Here is an 18,919-nt window from a genome sequence, read left to right as displayed (position 1 = left end):
CCCCGCCGCCGGCCGGGCGTCCCGGGGTGGCCGATTGCGATCAGTCTGTGATCTGCTACCCGGGTCCCTGAAGTCTGCCGCCCCTGGGAGGCCCGGTGTTCGCCCGCGCCCTGACCGCCGACGCCGAGCTACGCCCGCTGGAGCCGTGGCGGGCCGAGGAGTTCCTGCGCAACCTGGACCGGGCCCGGGAGCACATCGCGCCGTGGGTGGGCGCGTCCTTCGTGGCCACCGAGCTGCCGTCGGCCCGCGCGGTGCTGCAACGCTACGCCGACCGGTGGGCCGGCGACGCCGGGGGCATCTGGGGGATCTGGCTCGACGGGGTGCTCGTCGGCGGGGTGATGTTCGTGGCGTTCGACAGCGCGCTCGGGGTGTGCGAGGTGGGCTGTTGGCTGGAGCCGGCCGCGGAGGGGCGCGGCCTGGTCACCCGGGCGGTCGGCGTCGTCCTCGACTGGGCGGTGGGGCAGCGGGGGATACACCGGGTGGAGTGGCGCACCAACGCCGACAACGTCCGCAGCCTGGCCGTGGCCCGGCGACTCGGCATGCGCCACGACGGCACCTTGCGGCAGGTGTTGCCGGGGCCCACCCGGCGCATCGACATCGAGATCTGGTCGGTGCTTGCCGACGAGTGGCGGAACCCGTCCACCACCGTACCGCCCCCGGCGGCGACCTGACGGGCATCGGACCCGGACAGGTTTCCGACCGCAGCCCCGCCGTCCCCTGAGGACGCCCGTCGGCGTATCCGTCATGTCGCATCCCTCCCCCCGCAGGTCGTGACCCCGGGGGTGCCGCCGGCCCTAGTGATCAAGGTCCCGAGGCCGATGGCGTCTTCCTGACAGGAACGGCCCCGGGGAAGGCGGGCGGAGGCTCGCGCGGGCGGGCATCGGCGCTGGTGAACGCCTCGGGGGTGATCGTCGGCCCGGGTGCGCGGCCGAACACCCCCGTTCCGGGTTTCGCCAACACCGTCCCGTATTTCGGGAGGGCTCTTGGCAGTGCCGTCGATGCTCGTGGAACCTCTCACCGGAGAGCGATCAATTGATCGCTTTAAGTAGCAGAGCGTGAAGGGCCCGAGGCGTTGACCTGCCGAGGGGTCATCCGGAGCACACGTACCGTCACGATCCTGGGGGGCGTTCGGTGTTTGGCTGCATGCGTACGACGAATCGCGGGCGGGAGTGACCACCTCCGTCCGGCCCACCGGTCCGGTCCGCCGGTCCACCACCCCCCGCGCCTCCGGCACCCCGGTCATCGTCGACTGTCTGCACCGGATGGTCGAGTCCCAGGTGGGACGGACCCCCGACGCGGAGGCGGTGCGCCACGGCGACCGCGCGCTGACCTATCGTCAGCTCGACGAGTCCGCCAACCGGCTCGCCCGGGCCCTGCTCGCCCGGGGCGTCACCGGGCAGGACCGGGTCGGCGTCTGCCTCACCCGCGACGTCGACCTGGTCGTCGCGCTGCTCGCCGTGCTCAAGGCCGGCGCGGCGTACGTGCCGCTCGACCCGGCGTACCCGCCGGCCCGGGTGGCGTTCATGACCGAGGACTCGGGCGCCCGGGTGGTGCTCACCCGCTCCGGCCTCGCCGACCGGTTCGGCGGCGCGGCGCTGCCGCTGGACGCCCTCGACCTCGCCGACCAGCCGGCCGACCGTCCCGACGTCGGCGGCGCCCCGTCCGACCTGGCCTACGTGATCTACACGTCCGGCTCCACCGGCCGCCCCAAGGGCGTGGCCGTCGAGCACCGCTCCGCGTCGGTGCTGATGCACTGGATCCGGTCCGCTTTCGCCGACGAGGAACTCGGCGGCATGCTCGCCGCCACCAGCGTCTGCTTCGACCTGTCGATCTTCGAGATCTTCGGGCCACTCTGCTGGGGCGGGCGGGTCGTGCTGGTCGACACCGTCCTCGCGCTCGCCGCGCCGGACGCCGCCCGGCTGCCGGTCACCCTGGTCAACACCGTCCCCTCGGCGATGAGCGAGCTGCTCGCCGCCGACGCCCTGCCGGCCGGCGTGCGCACCGTCTGCCTGGCCGGCGAGCCGCTGACCGCCGCCCTCGCCGCCAGGGTCCTGGCCCGACCGGGGGTACGCCGGCTGCTCAACCTGTACGGCCCGTCCGAGGACACCACCTACTCGACCTGGGCGGAGGTCACCGCCGACGAGACGGTGCCGCCGATCGGCCGGCCGCTGCCGCACACCCGGACGTACGTGCTCGACACCGACGGCGTGCCCGTTCCGTCCGGCACCCCCGGCGAGCTGCACCTGGCCGGCGCCGGCCTGGCCCGGGGTTACCTCGGCCGCCCCGAGGAGACCGCGGCCCGCTTCCTCGACGACCCGTTCCGCCCCGGCGACCGGATGTACCGAACCGGGGACCGGGTGCGGCTGCGCCCCGACGGGCAACTGGAGTTCCTCGGCCGACTCGACGACCAGGTGAAGCTGCGCGGGCACCGGATCGAGCTGGGCGAGGTCGGCGCCGCCCTCGCCGCCCTGCCCGGCGTACGCGAGGCCGCCGCCGCGGTGCGCACCGGGCCGAGCGGCGACCCGGTGCTGGTCGGCTACCTGGTCGGCCAGCACCGCGACGACGTGCCGGCCCGGCTGCGCGAGCGGCTGCCCGCCCCCATGGTGCCGGCCGTGGTGGTCTGGCTGGACCGGATGCCCACCACGCCGAGCGGCAAGACCGACCGGGCGGCGCTGCCCGCGCCGACCTGGGCCGATTCCGATGCTGCTCCCGCCACGGCCGATCTCGACGCGGGCGACGCAGGCCCGGCCGGCGAGGTGGCCGCTGTGTGGCGGGACGTGCTCGGCGTGCCGGTCACCGGGCTGGACGCCGACTTCTTCGACCTCGGCGGCGACTCCCTGCTGGCGGTGCGGTGCGCGGCCCGGCTCACCGCCGTCATCGGCGTCCCGGTGCCGCCGGCCGCGCTCTTCGACCACCCCACGGTGGCCGCCCTCGCCGCTCACCTCGCCGCCCGGCCGCCGACCTCCCGCCGCCCGTCGGATCCGGGGGGAGGCCCAAGGCCCACAGAGGACATGGCGACGTCTACGGCGATCGCCCCCGCCGCCGCCGGATGGTCCGCCGCCGCCATGGACGGGCCGACCGCCGGGATGGCGGGGGAGGCGGACGCACCGCTGTCGGCGGCGCAGCGCCGGCTGTGGTTCCTGCACCAGCTCGACCCCACCGACACCTCGTACCTGGTGTCCTACATGGTCGAGCTGCACGGGCCCGTGGACCGGGCGGCGCTGGCCCGGGCCCTGCGCCGGGTGGTCGCCCGGCACCCCGCGCTGCGCACCGTCTTTCCTGGCTCCGCGGCGGGCCCGGTCCAGCGGGTGCACGACGACCCGCAGGTGGAGCTGGTCATCGAGGCGCCCCTGCCGGGGGTGCCGCTGGCTGAGCGGGTCGCCCGGATCGCCGCGACCAGCGCCCGCACCCCGATGGACCTGGCCGCCGGGCCGCTGCTGCGCGCCCACCTGGTCGGCGGCGGGCAGCGGCGCTTCGCGCTGCTGCTGGTCGCCCACCACATCGTCTGCGACGACTGGTCGTTCAGCGTCCTGGTCCGCGACCTCGGCCGCTGCTACGACAGCGAGCGCGAGGCGGCCGTGCGGGTCACCCGGCCCCGGCCGCCGTGGCCCGCCCACCCCGCGCCCGGCCCGGCCGGTTTCGCGCTGGCGCAGCGGGACTGGCTGGCCGGTCCGGCCGGCCGCCGGGCCCTCGACGAGGTCGCCGCCGGGCTGCGCGGCGCGCCTACCCTGCTGGACCTCGCCGCCCGCCCGGCCACCCCCGACGCCGCCCGCCCAGTCGAGGGCCCGACCGCAGGCCCGACCACAGGCCCGACCGCGCGGCCGACCTCGGCGCGGGGAGCCGGGGTCACGGACCGGCCCGACGGGGCCAGCCTGCGTGTTCCGGTCGCCCCCGACACCGCCGCCGCCGTCCGACAGCTCGCCCGGGCGCACCGGGCCAGCCTCTACATGGTCGGCCTGGCCGCCTTCGCCACCCTGCTCGGCGCGAGGACCGGGCGCACCGACCTGCTCGTCGGCACGGCCTTCGCCGGCCGGACCAGCGTGCCGGCTGAGGAGAGCATCGGCTGCTTCGTCAACACCATGCCGCTGCGGCTGCGTCCCGCGCCGGGCCGGTCCTTCGCCGACCTGCTCGCCGAGGCCCGCGACGCCGCCCTGTCCGCCGCGGCCCGCCAGGACGTGCCGTTCGACGCCGTGGTCGAGCGGCTGCGACCGGCCCGCCACCCGCACCGCAGCCCTCTCGTCCAGGTCGCCTTCGGCGTGCAGAACGCCCCGGCGGCTACCTGGAACGGCGCCTGGGGGCTGGACTTCGCCGGGGTGGAACTCGCGCCGGACGCGGCCCGGCTGGACCTGACCCTCTGGCTGGACGAGCGCCGGGGCGACCTGGAAGCGCTGTGGACCTACCGCACCGACCTGTTCGACGGCGGGCGTGTCACCGCCTGGCACCGCCGCTTCACCGAGGTGCTGCGCCGGGCGGCCACCGACCCGCAGCGCAGCCTCGCCGAGTGTGTCGATGACCCTTGGGGGAACGAGAGATGACTGAGCAGATCCGGGTGGCACCGGTGATCCCGCGCCGCAACCGGGAACGAGCCGTGGTCGACGTGCGTCCCGACTGGCCCGGCGGGCCGCTGCCGGTCCTCGTCCAGGCCAACCTGCCCGACCTGGACCTGGCGACCTGGCTGGCCGGCAACCGGGCCACCGTCGACGAGCTGGCCCGGCGGCACGCCGCCGTCCTGTTCCGGGGCTTCGCCGTGGCCGACGCCGCCGACTTCCGCACCGCGATGGCCGCCCTCTCCGGCGACGTGCTCAGCTACGGCGAACGCTCCTCGCCGCGCAGCGAGGTGACCGAGGGCGTGTACACCTCCACCGAGCACCCCGCCGACCAGCCGATCGTGCTGCACAACGAGCAGTCGTACACGCTGAACTGGCCGCTGCGGATCGTGTTCTTCTGCGAGACCGAGCCGGCCGCGGGCGGGCGCACCCCGCTGGCGGACAGCCGGCGGGTGCTGGCCCGGCTGAACCCGGCCACCGTCGCGGAGTTCGAGCGCCGGGGCGGGGTCGGCTACCAGCGCAACTACCTGCCCGGGATCAGCCTGTCCTGGCAGACCGCGTTCCAGACCGACAGCCGCGCCGAGGTGGAGGCGTACTGCGCCCGGTCGGCGATCGAGGTGCAGTGGGTCGGCGACGAGCAGCTCCGCACCCGGCAGGTCCGCCCGGCGGTACGCGAGCACCCGGTCACCGGGGAGCGCACCTGGTTCAACCACGCGCTGTTCTTCCACGTCACCTCCCTGCCCGAGGAGGTCAGCGCCGGGCTGCGCCGGGCGCTCGCCGAGGAGGACCTGCCCTACCAGACCACGTACGGCGACGGCACCCCGATCGGCGACGACGTACTCGCCGAGCTGCGCGCCGCGTACGCGGCCGAGACCCGGTCGTTTTCCTGGCGGCGCGGGGATGTGCTGCTGGTGGAGAACATGCTCGCCGCGCACGCCCGGGAGCCGTTCACGCCGCCCCGGCGGATCCTCACCGCGATGTCCGACCCGTTCGCCGCCCCCGAGGCCGCGTCCCCCGGGCCCGGGGCAGCGTCCGTGCCGGCGGGCACGGCGACGACGGGACGCCGGTCGTGAGCGGGCCGGGACCGCGCCGCCGCGGCGCGACCTCCGCAGCCGCCGCGCCGGTCACCCGCCGGGTGCTGGTCGACGACACGTTCGTGCTGCTGGTGGAGGCCACCGTGCCGGACCTCGACCTCGCCGGCTGGCTCACCGGCCGCCACGACGAGCTGCTGCGTGACCTCGACTCGTACGGCGCGGTCTTCTTCCGCGGCTTCGAGGTGGGCACCCCCGACGACTTCAGCCGCGCCGCCCGCGCCGTCACCCCGGACCTGCTCGGCTACCTGGAGCGGGCCGCCCCCCGCCACGAGGTCGCCGACCGGGTGTTCACCTCCACCGAGTTCAACGCCGAACAGTGGATCCCGCTGCACCACGAGATGTCGTACTCGCACAACTGGCCCACCCACCTGTACTTCTGGTGCGCCCAGCCGGCCACCGGCGACGGCGGGGCCACCCCGCTGGCCAGCGAGCGGGTGGTGACCCCACGGATCCCGGCGCAGGTGCGCGAGCGGTTCACCCGCGACGGCCTGTGCTACGTGCGCAACTACGGCCCGCACCTGGACCTGCCCTGGCAGGAGGCGTTCCAGACCACCGACCGGGCCGAGGTGGAGGCGTACTGCGCCGCGTCGGCGACCGAGTTCACCTGGCTCGGCGACGACGGGCTGCGCACCCGCGCCCGCCGGCAGGCCACCGCCACCCACCCGCGCACCGGCGAGACCGTGTGGTTCAACCACGCCCACCTGTTCCACTCCTCGAACCTGCCGGCGGAGGTCGCCGCCGCCCTGCTGCGCGAGTACGGCCCGGAGGGGCTGCCCCGCAACGCGTACCACGGTGACGGCAGCCCGATCGACGACGAGGTGGTCGCCGGCATCCGCGACCTGTACCGCGAGCACGCCGTCTCCGTCCCGTGGCAGCGCGGCGACGTGCTGGTGGTGGACAACTTCCTCGCCACCCACGGCCGGGAGCCCTTCTCCGGCGACCGGCAGATCCTGGTCGCCATGTCCGACCTCTACGTCAACCGGAGCGTGGTGTGAACGGTTACCGACTCTCCCCGGTCCAGCGGCTCGCCTACACCGGCGCGCGGGAGCTGGTCCGGGCCCAGGTCCGCCTGGACCGGCCGCTGGACGCCGCGCGCCTTCAGGCCGCCGTGGACGCGGTGGTCGCCCGGCACGAGGCGCTGCGGCTGACCCTGGTGCACCACCCCGGCCTGCGGGTGCCGTTGCAGGACGTCGACGACGCCCGGTCGGTCACCGTCGGCGCGGCCGGCGAGCTGTCGGTGACCCTCACCGACGACACCCTGGAGCTGGCCGCCACCCCGCTGCTCGCCGACCCGGCGAGCCTGCGGCTGGTGCTGGCCGACCTGGCCGCCGCGTACGCCGGTCAGGCCCTCGCCGACGACCCGGACGGGTTGCAGTTCCTCGACGTCTCCGAGTGGCAGCTCGGCGAACGCCAGGAGGCGCAGCCGTCGGCGGTCCCCGCCGCGCCCGCCGCCCGGCTGGTCGCCCCGCACGGCGACGCCGACGACGGGCCGGCCGAGGCGGACGTGCCGCTCGGCCCGCTGGCCGCCGCCGCCGAGGCCGCCGGGGTGGGCGTGCCCAGCCTGCTGCTCGCCGCGTGGGCGCTGACCCTGTCCCGCCGGGCCGAGCCGCCCGCCGGGGCCGACGACGCCGAGCTGGTGCTCGCCCGGTGGACCGACGGCCGGCACGCCGACGGGACCGCCGCCGTGGTCGGGCCGCTGGGCGGCTACGCGCCGGTCCGGCTCGGCCTGCCCCTGCCGGCCGCGCCCAAGCAGCTCCTCGACGAGGTACGCGGCGCGGAGCGCCCGGCCGAGGAGGCGTTCCACCTGCTGGAGCCGGTCGGAGTCGACTCCGACGCGGTGGCCGGCTTCGCCGCCGTGCCGGCCCTCGCCCCGTCGACCCTGGCCGGCCTCGGCGCCACCGCCGTGGAGGTCGCCGTCCCGCCGCCGCCCGCCGGCCCACACCTGACCGCCGTGTGCGGCCCGGACGCGGTGACCCTGCGGGTGACCGGCGGCCGGGCGCTGCGCGACGGGCTGCTCGCCGTCCTCGGCACGCTGCCCGGCGCGCTGACCGACGGCACCCCGCTGGCCCTGCTCGGCGCGGCCGAGGCGGGCTGGCTGGCCGAGGCCGCCGGCAGCGCGTCCGACGCGCCCACCCGCACCCTCGCCGAGCTGCTCGACGACGGGCTCGCCGCCGCCGACCCGGACGCCGACGCGGTGGTCGCCGCCGACGGGGCGTACACCTTCGGGGAGCTGCGCGAACTGTCCGCCGGGGTCGCCGCCGGACTGGTCGAGCGTGGCCTGCACGGCGGCCGGCGGGTCGGTGTGCTGGCCACCCGGTCCCGGGACACCGTCGTCGGGTTCCTCGGCGTGCTGCGGGCCGGCGCGGTGTACGTACCGCTGGACCCGGCCGCCCCGGCGCAGCGGCTCGCCGGCCTGGTCCGCGCGGTCGACGCCGGCCTAGTGCTCGGCGACCGGGCCGTCGGGGACGTGCCGGCCGTGGGCGTCGCCGAGCTGGCGGCCACCACCGCCACCGCCGCGGTGCCCGCCCCCCGGCCGGCCGATCCGGCGTACGTCATCTTCACCTCCGGCTCCACCGGGGCCCCGCGCCCGGTGCAGGTCTCGCACGGCGCCGCCGCCCACCTGGCGCACGCCCTGGAACGCACCGTGCATGCCGGCACCCCGGCCGGTGCCCGGGTCGCGGTGAACGCCCCGCTGACCTTCGACGCCTCGATCAAGCAGCTCGTCCAGCTCGGCCACGGCCGAACCCTCTACCTGGTGCCGGAGGAGGCCCGCCGCGACGGCGCCGAGCTGGCCGCCGTGCTCGCCGCCAACGAGGTCGACGTGCTCGACCTGACCCCGTCGCAGCTTCGCATCCTGCTCGCCGCCGACGGGGTGGCCACGGGCCGGACCCGGCTGCCGGGGCTGCTGCTGCTCGGCGGCGAGGCGATCGCCCCCGACCTGTGGGACGCCCTCGCCGGGCTGCCCGGGGTGCGCGCGGTCAACCTGTACGGCCCGACCGAGTGCACGGTGGACGCCACCGCCGCCGAGATCACCGCCGGGGTCGCGCCGACCATCGGCCGCCCGCTGCCCGGGGTGGGAACGTGGGTGCTCGACGGGCAGCTCCGGCCGGTGCCGCCCGGGGTGGCCGGCGAGCTGTGCCTCAGCGGCCCCCAGCTCGCCGACGGCTACCTCGGCGACGCGGAGACCACCACCCGCCGGTTCGTCACGGTGACCCTGCCGTCGGGACGCGCCGAGCGGGTCTACCGCACCGGCGACCGGGTGCGCTTCGACGCCGACGGGCGGCTGGCGTACCTGGGCCGGCTCGACGACCAGGTCAAGGTCAACGGCTTCCGGATCGAACCGGGGGAGGTCGCCGCCGCCCTGCGCCAGCACCCGGGGGTCGCCGACGCCGCCGTGGTGGCCCGCGACGACGACGGGCACGGCGCCCGGCTGGTCGGCTACGTCACCCCGGCCGAGGCGGGCGCGACGGTCGACGTGGACCGGGTCGTCGGGATCAACCCGCACGAGACCCGCTACCTGTACGACGAGATCTTCGTCCAGCAGGTCTACCTGCGCGACGGGGTGGTGCTGCGCCAGGGTGCCACGATCTTCGACGTCGGCGCGAACATCGGCATGTTCTCCCTGTTCGCGCACGCCGTCTGCCCCGACGCCACCATCCACGCGTTCGAGCCGGTGCCGTCGGTGGCCGACGCGCTGCGCCGCAACGTGGCCGCCTTCGGCGTCCCGGCCACCGTGCACCCGTACGGGCTCGCCGCCGGCCCCGGGCAGGTGAGCTTCACCTACTATCCCGGCTACGCCATGATGTCCGGCCACGCCGAGTACGCCGACCCGGACGCCGAGCGGGCCGTCATCAAGCGGTTCCTGACCAACGAGCGGGACCGGGGCGAGGCCGACCGGGACGCCCTGCTCGACCGGGTCGACGAGCTGCTCCAGGAGCGGTTCGCCGGTGACACGCTGACCGTGGACGTCCGGCCGCTGTCCGACGTGATCGACGAGGTGGCCCCCGAGCGCATCGACCTGCTGAAAATCGACGTGCAGCGGGCCGAGGCGGACGTGCTCGCCGGCCTGCACGATCGACACTGGCCGCTGATCGACCAGGTCGCGATGGAGGTGCACGACGGCGTCGGCACGGCCACCGAGGGCCGCCTCGACGAGCTGATCGCCTTCTTCGAGGACCGCGGTTTCGACGTGGTCACCCGCCAGGACGACCTGCTCGTCGGCACCGACCGGTACACCCTGCACGCCGTGCGCCCCGAGTACGCCGACGATCCCCGCCCGGTGGTCACCGCCCCCGAACCGGCCGGCGGCGAGCCGCTGGCGGACCGGCTGGCCGGGTGGCTGGCCGACCGGCTGCCGGCGCACCTGGTTCCGGCCGCCGTGGTGGTCCTCGACGCGCTGCCGCTGACCCGCAACGGCAAGCTCGACCGGGCCGCCCTGCCCGCCCCCGAGCTGGGCCGCCGGCCCGCCGGCCCGCAGGTGGCCGCCGCCAACCGCGCCGAGGAGATCCTCGTCGAGGCGTGGCAGGAGGTGCTCGGCGTGCCGACGGTCGGGGTGACCGAGAGCTTCTTCGCCCTCGGCGGCGACTCGATCCGCAGCATCCAGATGCAGGTCGCGGCCAACCGGCGGGGCCTGTCGTTCCGGCTGCGGGACATCTTCGTCCACCAGTCGATCCGGGAGCTGGTCGAGCACGGCGAGATCAGCCTCGCCGACCCGGACGCCGGGACGGGCGACGCCGCCGGCCAGCCGGCTGCCGAGACCCCCGACGCGGAGGCGTTCGCGCTGCTGGCCGCCGCCGACCGGGACCGGCTGCCGGCCGGGGTGGTCGACGCGTACCCGATGACGGCGCTGCAACAGGGCATGCTCTACCACTGCGAGCTGACCGGCGACCCGGCGACGTACCACAACGTCACCGCGCACCGGGTCGACGCGCCGCTCGACGCCGACGCGCTGCGGGCCGCGTTCGCCGCCCTGGTGGCCGCGCACCCGGTGCTGCGCACCGGCTTCGCCCCCGGCGGGTACGCCGAGCCGCTGCAACTGGTGCACGCCGACGTGCCGGTCGACGTGCCGGTGCACGACCTGGCCGGGGCCGACGAGGAGACCCGACGGGCCCGGACCGACGCTTTGATCGAGGCCGAGCGGACCCGACCGTTCGACGTCGACCGCCCGCCGCTGGTCCGGCTGTACGCCCTCGACGAGGGCGCCGACGGGTTCACCCTGGTCGTCGCCGAGCACCACTCCGTCCTCGACGGCTGGAGCCTGGAGGCGTTCGTCCGCGCCCTGCTGGCCGACCACGACCGGCGCCGCGCCGGCCGGTCCGCGCCGGCCCCGGCGACGTTGCCGTTCCGCGCCTACGTCGCCGCCGAGCGGGCCGCCCTCGCCGACCCGGCCGCCCGCCGGTTCTGGCTGGACGGCGCCGGGGCGGCGCCGCCGCTGCTGCTCGGCGGCCCGGCACCCCGGATCACCGTCACCCGGCGGGTGCCGTTGGAGCCGGCCGTCACCGACCGGGTCACCGGTGCCGCCCGCGCGGCCGGGGTGCCGGTTAAGGCGTACCTGCTGGCGGTGCACCTGCGGGCGCTCGGCGAGACGGCCGGCCGGGACGAGGTGGTCTCCGGCCTGGTGGTCGGCGGCCGGCCCGAGGGCGAGGGCAGCGACGCCACCCTCGGGCTGTTCCTCAACACCCTGCCGGTCACCGCGACCCTGCGCGACCGGCCGCTGGCCGAGCTGGCGGGCGACGCGTGGCACGTCGAGCGGTCCCTGATGGGCCACCACCGGTTCCCGCTCGCCGAGATCGTCCGGGCCGGCGGCGCGGGCCCCCGCTTCGACAGCTTCTTCAACTACACCCACTTCCACGCCGCCGTCGACGCCGCCGGCCCCCGGATCGTGGCCAGCCGGGGGATCACCGTCGACGTCGCGTTCAGCCTCGCCGTCGACGTCGAGGTGGCCCCGGACACGGGCCGGCTCGCCCTCACCCTCCAGTACGACGGCCGGCGCTTCGACGACGACTGGGCCGACCGGCTCGCCGGGACGTTCACCCGGCTGCTGGCCGCGGACCCGACCGCGCCGCTGCCGCCGGTCGGGTCGGCCGAGGCGGTGCCCACCGACGCCCGGTCCCGCTGGTCCGCCCGCGTCGCCGGGCTGTGGCGGGAGGTCGTCGGGGTGTCGCCGCGTTCCGACGACACCGGGTTCGCCGCCGCCGGTGGGGACTCGCTGCGCGCCCTGCGGCTGGTCGCCGGGCTGCGGCAGCGCTACGGCAGCGACCTGACCCTGGCCGAGTTCGTCGCCCTGGACGACTTCGGGGCGCTCGTGGATCGGGTGGCCCGGCATGGCTGAGCACACGCCCTGGCTGGTGGTCCGCGCGCCGGTGCCCCGCCCCGCGCTGCGGCTGTTCTGCCTGCCGTACGCGGGCGGCAACGCGGGGGCGTTCGAGACCTGGCGGACCGGGCTGCCCCGGTCCGTCGAGGTCAACGCCGTGCAGTACCCGGGCCGGCGGGAACGGGCCGACGAGCCGGCGCACCGCCGGATGACCCCGCTGGTGCAGGCCCTGGAAGCGGCCCTCGCCCCCCACCTGGACCGCCCGTACGTCGTCTACGGCGACTGCCTCGGCGCGTACGTGGCGTTCGAGCTGGTCCGGCGGCTGGCCCGGCGCGGCCACCGCCCCGCCGACCTGCTGGTGGTCTCCTCGGCGGTGCCCCCGCACCGGGCCGGCGTCGAGCCGGACTGGTCCGCCATGGACGACGCCGCGTTCCTCGCCGAACTGGTGGCGCTGGGCACCATGCCACCGGCCGTCGCCGGGCACCCGGAACTGGCCGCGGCGGCGCTGCCGGCGGCCCGCGCCGACTTCGAGCTGGGCCGCAGCTACCGGCTGCGCGACCCGGACCCGGTGGGCGTCCCGGTCACCGCGATCGTCGGCGACGCCGACCCGCACGTGCCGGCGACGCAGGCGGCGGCCTGGGCCGACCTGACCACCGCAGGCTGCACCACGTTGACCGTTCCCGGCGGGCACGACCTGCTCGCCCGGGCCGATGCCGGGCTGCTGCGCGCCGTCCGGTCCGCCCTCGCCGGCAAGGAGCCGTCTTGACCCGCACGACACTGCTCTGCTTCCCGTACGCCGGCGCGGGCGCGTCGGTGTACCAACCGTGGCGTCGCCTCGCCCCGCCCGAGCTGGAGGTCGCCCCGGTGTCGCTGCCGGGGCGGGAGAAGCGGTTCGTCGAGGAGCCCTACCGCCGGATGGAGCAGGCCGTCGACGGGCTGCTCGACGAGGTGCTGGAACTGGTCGCCGGTGCGGACCGGGTGGCCCTGTTCGGGCACAGCATGGGCGCGGTCCTGGCGTACGAGATGACCCGCCGGCTGACCGGGACGGCCGGGGTGACCGTGGCGCACCTGTTCGTCAGCGGTTCGCCCGACCCCTGGTCGGGCCGGGACCGCACCGCCGCCGACCTGCCCGACGACGAGTTCGTCGCCCGGGTGGAGGAGTTCGCCGGCTACACCCACCCGGCGCTGGAGGACCCGGACATGCGGGAGCTGCTGCTGCCCGGGCTGCGCGCCGACGTGGAGCTGCACGAGACGTACCGGCCGGCGTCCGACAAGCGGATCGAGGTGCCGGTCACCGCGCTGCGCGGCGAGGACGACGCCCTCGTCCCGGACGCCGCACTGATCGGCTGGGGGCGGGTCACCTCGGCGGGGTTCGCCGCGCAGCGGTTGCCCGGCGGCCACATGTACCTGGCCGACTCCCCGGCGGCCCTGCTCGACCTGGTCCGGCGGGAGCTGGCGGGATGACCGACGCGCCGACCCGGCCCGCTCCGGTGGTCACCGGCGACCGGCTGGCCGGCAAGACCGCCATCGTCACCGGCGCGGCCCGGGGGCTGGGCCGCGCCTGCGCGGTCGCGTTCGCCGCACAGGGCGCGGACGTGGTCCTCGTCGACCTGGCCGCCGACCTGCCCGGGGTGCCGTACCCGCTCGGCTCGGCCAGCCAGCTCGCGCACACCGCCGACCTGTGCGCCGGGTACGGGGTGGCCGCGTACCCGGTGCGGACCGACGTGCGGGACTCCGCCGCCGTCCGGGCCGCCGTGGCGCTGTGCCTGGACCGGTTCGGCCGGGTCGACGTGCTGGTCAACAACGCCGGCATCGCCGCGCCCTCGGGCAAGCCGACCCACGAGATCACCGAGGCCGAGTGGCAGCTCATGCTGGACGTCGACCTGTCCGGGCCGTGGCGGATGATCAGCGCGGTCGGCGAGGTGATGTGCCGGCAGCGCGCCGGCAGCATCGTCAACGTCGCCTCCACCGCCGGCCTGGTCGGCTACCGGCACTTCGCCGGCTACGTCGCCGCCAAGCACGGCCTGGTCGGGCTGACCCGTGCCGCCGCGCTCGACTACGCCCCGCTGAAGGTGCGGGTCAACGCGCTGTGCCCCGGCTCGGTCCGCGACGACCCGCACGTGGAGGGCCGGATGCTCGCCGAGATCGCCCGGTCGCTGGACGTCCCGGTCGCCGAGCACGAGGAGACCTTCGTGCAGGCCCAGCCGATGAACGCGCTGATCGAGCCCGGGTCGGTGGCGCAGGCCGCCCTCTGGCTCGCCTCCGACGAGTCGGCGCAGGTCACCGGTGCCGTCATCACCGTCGACGGGGGGTTCACCACCCGATGAGCGCCCAGCACAGTGCACAGCACCCGGACCCGGCGCGGCTGTGCCACGCGGCGGCCGTCCGGCTGGCCGCCGACGCCGACCCGGACCGGCTGGCCGACCGGTACCTCACCGTCACCCGGCGGCACCGGCTGGCCGCGGGGCGGCTGTGGGTCGAGCGGGTCCGGGCGGGGCTCGCGTCGACCCGCCGGGACGCCGAGCTGGCCCGGCCCCTGCCGGCCGGCGGGCCCGACCTGCGGGCGGTGCTGTTGCGGCACGACGACGGCGCCGACCTGGTGCTGGTCGCCTGCCGGCACGCCGTCGGCCGGCACCGCCTCGGCACGCTGCTCACCGACCTCACCCAGCTCACCATCGTCAACTCCGCCCTGGCCGATCCCGCCCTGGCCGACTCCGCCCTGGTGGCCGACTCCGCACCCGCCATCGCCGTCGGCTCGTCGGCCGTCGAGCTGTCGGACGGCGACGACGCGGGCGATGCCGGGTGGCTGCGTGGTGACCCCGGGGCGGACCGGACCGCCGTGCACACCGTCGCCGTGCCGACCGGCACCGACCTGACCGCCCTGGTCGCCGCCGTCGGCGCGGTGCTGGCCCGGTACCGGGGGGTGCGTCGGCCCCGGGTCGGCGCGGTCGTCGGCGAGCGGCTGACCGTCGTCGCGGTGCCGGTGGACGGCGGCGCCCGCGACCTGCTCGCCACGGCGGGGCCCGGGTCGCCCTGGCCGGCCCCCGGGGCTCCGGTGCCGGCTGGGCTGCTCGACGTCGAGGTGGGTGTGCTCGACGCGGACAGCACCGCCGACGCGTACCGGCCCTGCCTGGCACCGGTGTGGCCGCTCACCCTGGCCCTGGCCGGCACCACCCTCGCCTGCCACCACCGCACGGCCGGGTGGGCGGCCGACCTGGTCGAGGCGTTCGCCCGCCAGGTCGTCCGGGTCCTGGGGCAGATCCTCGCCGACCCGGACCGCCGGCTGGACGACTGCGACCCGCTCGGCGACGCCGGCCGGGCCGCGATCGTCGCCCTGGGCCGGGGCCCCGGCGAGCTGCCCGCCCCGAAGGACACCATCCACGATCGGATCGCCCGGCACGCCGCGACCCATCCGGACGCGCCGGCCGTCTCCTGCGCCGGCGAGCGGCTGACGTACGGCGAGCTGGACGACCGCGCCCGCCGGGTGGCCCGGGCCCTCACGGCGCACGGGGTCGCCCCCGGCGACCGGGTGGGGGTCTGCCTGGACCGCTCCGTCGACCTGGTCGCGGTGCTGCTCGGCGTGCTCCGCGCCGGGGCCGCGTACGTGCCGGTCGATCCGGCCTACCCGGTCGACCGGATCCGCTACACCGTCGAGGACTCCGGCGTCGCCCTGCTGGTCGGCGCGGGGGGCGTCGACGCCGCCGAGCTGACCGCCGACGGGCCGCCCGCCGCCCTGACCGCCGCCGGGCCGTCCACCGAGGGGTCCGGCCCGGTGGAGCCGCACGTCGGCGGGCCGGACGATCCGGCGTACGTCATCTACACCTCCGGCTCCACCGGCCGGCCCAAGGGCGTGCGGGTTCCGCACCGCAACGTCCTGGCCCTGGTCGACGCCACCGCCGCCGACTTCGGACTCGGCCCGCACGACACCTGGACCATGTTCCACTCCAGCGCCTTCGACTTCTCCGTCTGGGAGATCTGGGGCTGCCTGCTCACCGGCGGGCACCTGGTCGTCGTCCCGCACCTGGTGGTGCGCTCCCCGGGCGAGTTCCACGCCCTGCTCGCCGCCGAGCGGGTGACCGTGCTCAACCAGACCCCGTCGGCGTTCGCGCAGCTGCTCGACGTGGACCGGCGGGCCGCCGACCCGCTCGCCGTGCGGCTGGTCGTCTTCGGCGGCGAGCCGCTCGACGCCCGGATGCTCACCGGCTGGTACGACCGCCACCCGGAGCCCGACTGCCGGGTGGTGAACATGTTCGGCATCACCGAGACCACTGTGCACGTCACCGCGCAGACCCTCGACCGGGGGCTCGCCCTGGCCGGCAGCCGGTCGGTGGGCCGGGCCCTGCCCGGCTGGCGGGTGTACGTGCTCGACCCGGCCGGCCGGCTGCTGCCCCCGGGCGCGGCGGGGGAGATCCACGTCGGCGGGGCCGGGGTGGCCGACGGCTACCTGCACCGCCCGGAGTTGACCGCCGAGCGGTTCCGGCCCGACCCGTTCTCCGGCGGGCGGATGTACCGCAGCGGCGACCGGGGCCGGCTGCTGCCCGACGGCCGGCTGGAGCACCTCGGCCGCCTCGACAACCAGGTGAAGGTGCGCGGCTACCGCATCGAGCTGGACGAGATCCGCCAGGTGCTGCTGGACGACCCGGCCGCGCTCGCCGTGGCGGTGCTGGTCGAGACCGGCGCGGAGGCCGCCGACACCCGGCTGCACGCGTACGTGGTGCTCGCCGACGCCGCCGGCTCGGTGGCCGAGCTGCGCCGTCGGGCGGCCCGGCTGCTGCCCGACTACATGGTCCCGGCGACGATCACCGCGCTGCCCGCGCTGCCGCTCACCGCCAACGGCAAGCTCGACGCGGCCCGGCTGCCCGCCCCCGCCGCCGCCATCACTGCCCCCGCCGACCCGGCCTGCGCGCCGGCCGACGACGCGAGGCTGGACGAGCGGATCCGGGCGATCTGGCAGCGGGTGCTCGGCACCGAGGTGGGGCCGGAGGACAACTTCTTCGACCTCGGCGGCAACTCGCTGCTGGCCCTGCGGCTGCTCAGAGAACTGCGCGACCAGGGTCTGGCCGACCTCACCCCCCGCCACCTCTACCTGCACCAGACCGTGCGCGGGCTGGCCGAGGCGATCGGAGCCGCCCGATGACCCCCGACGTGGACACCCTCGCCCGGCTCTGGCCGCAGGTCGGCCAGGTGGCGGTCAAGGACGGCTGCGTGTACGTCGTCGCCGAGGACTACCTCGACCCGCTGGTGCTGCGCGGTCAGCTCGCCGCGGAGCTGACCGACGCGGAGCTGCCCCGCCACGTCGTCCAGGTCGACTCGCTCGACCCGGCCGACCTGGTCGCCCCCGACGACCGGTACGGGGTGTACCTGCCGCCCCGGGACGACACCGAGCGGGTGCTGGTGCGCGTCTGGGAGCGGGTGCTCGGGGTGCCGAAGCTCGGCGTCCTCGACGACTTCTACGCCGCGGGCGGGGACTCCCTGGCCGCCGCCGGGCTGGCGGTGGAGGCCCAGCGGGTGTTCGGGGTGGCGGTGTCGCTGGCCGCCGTGCTGCGTCACCCGACCGTGGCCGCCCTCGCCGACGAGATCCGCCGGTCCCGGGCCGCCGCGCCGCTGCCCCCGGCCGCCGCCGGCGTGGCGCACCCGCTGTCGCCGCAGCAGCGGCGGGTGTACCTGGCCCAGTCCCGTGACCCGGCGTCGGTGGCCTACCACCTGCCGCTGGTGCTGCCGCTGCCGGCCGATGTGGACGCCGGCCGGCTGGCCGGCGCGTTTCGGCACGTCATCGCCCGGCACGACGTCCTGCGCACCGCGTTCGGCACCGAGTCGGGCCGGCCGGTGCAGCGGGTGCTGGCGGGGGTGACGTTCGAGCTGCCCGAGGTGCCCGCCCCCGCCGACGCCCCGGTGCCGGTCAGCCCGTTCGACCTGGCCGCGCCGCCGCTGCTGCGCGCCGAGCTGCGGCGCACCCCGGCCGGGCCGGAGCTGGCCCTGGAGCTGCACCACATCGTCACCGACGGGCTCTCCCTGGCCCTGCTGCTGCGCGAGGTCGACGCCCGCTACGCCGGCCGGGACCTGCCGCCCGTCCCCGCCCAGTACGCCGACTACGCGGCCTGGGTCGACGGGCGGGAGCCGCCGGGGCGCGACTGGTGGCTGGGCCGGTTCGCCGACCCGCCCGCCCCGCCCCGGCTGCCCACCGACGCCGACCGGCCGGCGGGCGACGGGCCGGCGCCGACCGCCGGCAGCGGGGTCGTCGAGTTCACCGTGGACGCCGACCGCACCGCCGCGCTGCGCGCCCTGGCCCGCCGCGAGGGGGTGACCCTGTTCCAACTGCTGCTCGCGGTCTACGCGACCTTCCTCGCGACGACCACTGGCGGCGCGGGCTCCGACGGCGTGACCACCGACGGCGCGGACGTCACCGTGGGCACCCCGGTCGCCGGGCGGGGCGCGCCGGGCCTGGACGCCGCGATGGGCATGTTCGTCAACACCGTCTGCCTGCGCCACCGGGTCCGCCCCGACGCGCCGTTCCGGGCGCTGCTCGACGAGGTGGCCCGGGACGTGGTGGACGCCTTCGCCCACCAGGACTTCCCGTTCGACAGCCTTGTCGAGGCGGTGCTGCCGGTCCGCGACCCGCACCGGCACCCGCTGTTCGACACCCTCTTCGCGATGCAGCACGACGAGGTGGCCCGGGTCGACTTCCTCGGCCGGCCGGTGGAGCTGGCCATCGCCCCCACCGGGCAGGCCATGTTCGACCTGGACATGCAGGTCTACGAGCGGGCCGACTCGCTGCGCGTGCACTGGGCGTACCACGCCGGGTTGTTCCTGCCGGAGACGGTGCGCGCCTTCGCCGACCTGTACCTGGAACTCCTCGACGCCGTGCTGGCCGACCCGGGCCGACCGGTCGGCGTGCTGACCGGCGCGCGGCCCGCCGCCGACCCGGCAGCCACCATCGACATCGACATCGACCTGTGAGCCGGAGA

Annotated in this window: 10 protein-coding genes; all 10 read left to right on the top strand. The window is 76.6% G+C overall.

Annotated elements, in window-relative coordinates; translation table 11 throughout:
• The first annotated feature begins 95 nt into the window (after positions 1-95).
• Entirely contained in the window at positions 96-671 is a 576-nt protein-coding gene (locus ACFYZF_RS08950) for a GNAT family N-acetyltransferase (RefSeq protein ID WP_387017431.1), read from the top strand.
• Between the two features lie 498 nt (positions 672-1,169).
• Entirely contained in the window at positions 1,170-4,535 is a 3,366-nt protein-coding gene (locus ACFYZF_RS08945) for an amino acid adenylation domain-containing protein (protein ID WP_387017429.1), read from the top strand.
• Positions 4,532-5,620: a TauD/TfdA family dioxygenase gene (locus ACFYZF_RS08940; RefSeq protein WP_387017427.1), complete on the top strand. Its 1,089-nt coding sequence runs from the start codon at positions 4,532-4,534 to the stop codon at positions 5,618-5,620. The genes ACFYZF_RS08945 and ACFYZF_RS08940 overlap by 4 nt, the downstream gene beginning before the upstream one ends.
• Entirely contained in the window at positions 5,617-6,636 is a 1,020-nt protein-coding gene (locus ACFYZF_RS08935) for a TauD/TfdA family dioxygenase (protein ID WP_387017425.1), read from the top strand. The genes ACFYZF_RS08940 and ACFYZF_RS08935 overlap by 4 nt, the downstream gene beginning before the upstream one ends.
• Positions 6,633-11,972, top strand: a complete 5,340-nt coding sequence (locus ACFYZF_RS08930; RefSeq protein ID WP_387017423.1) for an amino acid adenylation domain-containing protein — start codon at positions 6,633-6,635, stop codon at positions 11,970-11,972. The genes ACFYZF_RS08935 and ACFYZF_RS08930 overlap by 4 nt, the downstream gene beginning before the upstream one ends.
• A complete protein-coding gene (locus tag ACFYZF_RS08925) occupies positions 11,965-12,720 on the top strand; it encodes a thioesterase II family protein (protein WP_387017421.1) in 756 nt (251 codons plus the stop codon). Before ACFYZF_RS08930 ends, ACFYZF_RS08925 begins: the two co-directional genes overlap by 8 nt.
• Positions 12,717-13,418, top strand: a complete 702-nt coding sequence (locus ACFYZF_RS08920; RefSeq protein ID WP_387017420.1) for a thioesterase II family protein — start codon at positions 12,717-12,719, stop codon at positions 13,416-13,418. The genes ACFYZF_RS08925 and ACFYZF_RS08920 overlap by 4 nt, the downstream gene beginning before the upstream one ends.
• On the top strand, positions 13,415-14,281 hold the full coding sequence (locus tag ACFYZF_RS08915; RefSeq protein WP_387017418.1) for an SDR family oxidoreductase: 867 nt from the start codon (positions 13,415-13,417) through the stop codon (positions 14,279-14,281). Before ACFYZF_RS08920 ends, ACFYZF_RS08915 begins: the two co-directional genes overlap by 4 nt.
• Positions 14,278-17,091 (top strand): amino acid adenylation domain-containing protein, encoded by a 2,814-nt coding sequence (locus tag ACFYZF_RS08910; RefSeq protein WP_387017417.1) that lies wholly within the window; start codon positions 14,278-14,280, stop codon positions 17,089-17,091. Before ACFYZF_RS08915 ends, ACFYZF_RS08910 begins: the two co-directional genes overlap by 4 nt.
• Positions 17,088-18,911, top strand: coding sequence for a condensation domain-containing protein (locus tag ACFYZF_RS08905; RefSeq protein ID WP_387017415.1), 1,824 nt, complete (start codon positions 17,088-17,090; stop codon positions 18,909-18,911). The genes ACFYZF_RS08910 and ACFYZF_RS08905 overlap by 4 nt, the downstream gene beginning before the upstream one ends.
• Positions 18,912-18,919: the final 8 nt, after the last annotated feature.

This window comes from Micromonospora sp. NPDC001898 (assembly GCF_042891255.1).
Taxonomy (GTDB): domain Bacteria; phylum Actinomycetota; class Actinomycetes; order Mycobacteriales; family Micromonosporaceae; genus Micromonospora.
This window is presented reverse-complemented; position numbering and strand designations above follow the sequence as displayed.